Source organism: Thermogutta sp. (assembly GCF_014359955.1).
Taxonomy (GTDB): domain Bacteria; phylum Planctomycetota; class Planctomycetia; order Pirellulales; family Thermoguttaceae; genus Thermogutta.
The window spans coordinates 1-3,242 of the sequence record NZ_JACIYL010000512.1 but is presented as its reverse complement, the minus strand read 5'-3'; the positions used below and the strand labels follow the sequence as shown (position 1 = coordinate 3,242).

2 protein-coding genes are annotated in these 3,242 nt (G+C 57.8%); one reads left to right on the top strand and one right to left on the bottom strand.

The annotated features are described in order from the left end of the window. Positions 1–12: 12 nt before the first annotated feature. Positions 13–1,623: a beta-galactosidase gene (locus tag H5U08_RS13725; RefSeq protein WP_297034157.1), complete on the bottom strand. Its 1,611-nt coding sequence runs from the start codon at positions 1,621–1,623 to the stop codon at positions 13–15. Positions 1,624–1,732: 109 nt separating this feature from the next. On the opposite strand from H5U08_RS13725, the gene H5U08_RS13720 reads away from it, so the two are divergent. Beyond that, on the top strand, positions 1,733–2,326 hold the full coding sequence (locus tag H5U08_RS13720; RefSeq protein ID WP_297034154.1) for a hypothetical protein: 594 nt from the start codon (positions 1,733–1,735) through the stop codon (positions 2,324–2,326). Positions 2,327–3,242: the final 916 nt, after the last annotated feature.

Genomic DNA, 3,242 nt, shown 5'->3' with positions numbered 1-3,242 from the left:
AGACCAGCCCATTCATTTATCGGCGGAGAATCTCTTCTCTGCTTGGCTGCTCTCCGCCGCGGTAGCCACAATCCGCTCTCCGCATACAAGAATGCGTGTTTCACCTTTTTGCATGACAAGCGAAAGCCTGGGGCCTTGACCTAGACTTTCGCCGGTTAGGTAATCCCAGACGTTCGTGCGTATCCCTGTGTCAATGGCCAGGTCCCCATCCTGGGCAGCATGGATAGTAATGAAGGGACCATTTGCATAGATATTCGCATCTTCCTGGCAGAAAAGATGTACCCCTGCCTGCCGGGCGGCCAACCGCAGCAGTTCGCTTGTGAGATTGGGCACGCCCACAAACACGGAAGGCCCGTCAGGAAGTCGTCGCAAAGCAACCGCCGCTGCCCCGTTGGGATAGGTAGCCAGGATCTCCTCTGGTTTCGCGTCGACCACCGTCAGTAACGGCTGGATGGGTCGTCTCACTCCAAAACCTGCAGTCAGGCCTAACTGCCGCCCGCGGTCCGTAGGTTCCGCCCACGCCGTTGTCCCCGAAAGGGCCTCCAGTTCAAACCCCGTCAATTCCTTCATGGCCGTTTTTGGATCCTCGCCTTCAGTTAAATATCCTGGGGCGTAGCACCAGATTTTCAGCTTTCCCTCATTTATTCTGCGCAACTGGATCCGTTCTTCTTTCGAGAGATGCCAGGCGGCCAGAAACACCAGCATTTTGGCAGGGATTTCACCATTCAGCACATCGGACAGGAGGTACTGTCCGTAGGGAGTACCCATACGGCCGAGGGGGCGTCGAACCTCGTAAATGAGAGGCCGGGTCACCACATCGCTTCCGAAGGCAGTGTGGAGGATACTCCTCTCGTCCACAACCGCAGCCACTTCGGGCGTGAATGGCGGGCCTTGTGCGAGCATGACCTCATCGAGCCGGTGTAGGTTTCTCATCACCTTCCAAAGCTCCGGATCATCGAACCAGCCGGTGGCGCCGAGATCCATCCACCATGTGCCGAAATGCCGCAGGGCAACCTCGGCAGTATTCCGTAAGAGGAGAGACTGCGAATCGGCGAGTGTGTCAGCGCCGTCGATCCACCCAGGAAAGCGACTGTCCTTGGCCAGATACGTTCGGGTATCGTCTTCGAACAACCACAGCTTTCCTGCCCGCGTCACACTTTCCGCTGCCGACATAGCAGGGGCACTACCGCCGAGCCCTCGATCCCAATAGGAAATCGGCGAACACAGAATATCGATATCCGGCGAGCGAAGGACTTTTGCGAGGGCATAATGCCCTGATGTTGCGGCTCCATTGCGAATCGCCCCAAATTCGAAAGTGTACCCATAAAAGAATATCACCAGTTTTCTACCGCCTGTGACCTCTCGCACCGTCTTTGCGAAGTGGCAGACACAGTCGGCCATCATGTCCTGTTGAAATTCCGCAAAATCGATCAGGTCTTGTTCGCTCCTCGGCCGGTGGAGCAACCCCGAGGGCTGGGAGCGCCTTCGCCGAGGTGTCGGGAGAGTCACCGTGCTGAGTCGAACGGCCGGATTGCCCCAGGCCCGCTGCAAGGCCTCGTCGGTAGCGTATTGTGACTTGAGCCACTGCCGCCATGCCTGTTCCGCTCGCCTCTTGACAAGCACGCCCGGACCGTGCACAGTAGGAGCACATTTTTTTGGGCAGTGTCCCGGGACCGAAACCGGGACACCGGGATGAGATATGTGCATCTCTTGTTCTCGGGAGAAATTGACAATGAGACAGCGGCGCGACTTTTCGAACCTGCACAGCGGCTCGTCGTCTTTAGGGGGACTTCAGGATCGGGAACGAACGGTCAACATGGGCACCATACACAGGGCGCATCAAATGAATCTCCGATTGGCCATCGCAATGGTTGTCCTCCTTGTCGGGACGGCCTTCCTGGGGAGTCGGCTGGTGGCAGTGGCGGCTGAATCGGGCACGCCTTCCGCACCACCTCCTGCGGCGCAGGCCCCGGAGAAACACCAAGCAGCGGAGACGACCGGGGCACAGGCCCCGAATGCAACGGCGGCTGAGAAAGAGAGCCTGCCGCCTTTTCGGCCGCGGTTACCTGCCTACTACGGAAGAGTCGTTGACGAAAAGCAACGGCAAAAGATCTACGACATTCAGCGAAAATATCACCCTCAGATAGCGGAACTCCAGCGGCAACTTGAGAAACTCATCGCGCAGCGTGATGCAGAAATCGAGGCGGTCCTCACCCCGCAGCAAAAAGCAGAGATTCAAAAAATGCGGGAAGAAGCGGCCGCCCGACGGAGCAATAACGCCAGATCGCAGGGCGACAATTCGGCTTCCGCGTCAGGGCAGCCGTAACCAGCCACGGGAAGTTGCTGGCCAACCGGCTCCAGGGTGGAAGCCTGGTCCCGAAAGCTCCGATTTTTCCGGCTTCGGCGACCGATGGTGCCCAAAGTCCGATAAGCGTGCACCGTGAATAGGACCGGGACTTCAAGCAAGCGACATCGCGTCCGAAATTTCCCCACGTTGCCTTTAGCAATGGGACGCGACATCGCCACCGGTGCGCCTTAGCTCGGAGGGACGTGTGCTTGTCACGTCCGTTTCTTCCGGAGTTTTTTGAGGGGAGGGACCTGCCTGTCACGTCCGCTGTTCACTGATCAGGCCTTTTGGTCCTTTCGGACATCGCCCGAAATTTTCGTGAACCCCCTCACGTGGGTTATTGACAGGGTTGCAATCGTTGGTAGGATTGAGCGTGTTTAGCGGGCTATGTGCCCAGCCGTAAGCGACTGCGAATGGTCGAAAAAAATTTTCGTGGCGGGCTATTGACGTGGAGCATGTTCCAATTACAATAGCCCCAGAATCGGAAGGAGCCGGGAACGAACCGAACTGAAGAAAGGATTGTAACAGGGGCAGAGCCGAAACGAACTTTGATCGAATGGGGCTGATGCTTCAGTGGGCCATGCAACAATGGTGAGATTACCCCGGCAAACAATTGCGACGCTCGTCATCGCCGGCCTGGTGCTGGTGTGCCCGGCGTCTACCTCTCACGCCGGGTGGATATCCAGCCTCGACTCTGCCAACGTCTCGCAGGTTCTGTTCGGAGGCGATCTGTCCCTCGCTCTAAGCCCGGATAATTCAGGCTCGATGGCCAGTTCGCAGGTACCGCGGGACCAATCGGACGACAACGGTTCGTCCCCGTGGCACCTGTTGCTTTTGCCGATGGAAATGGCCGCCATGCAGGCCGGTCAATCCGCAGGGATGAGCGGCACTTCGC

Excerpts from the sequence above, each read along its gene's own strand:
- H5U08_RS13720 (WP_297034154.1), top strand. The coding sequence starts at position 1,733 with ATGAGACAGCGGCGCGACTTTTCGAACCTGCACAGCGGCTCGTCGTCT.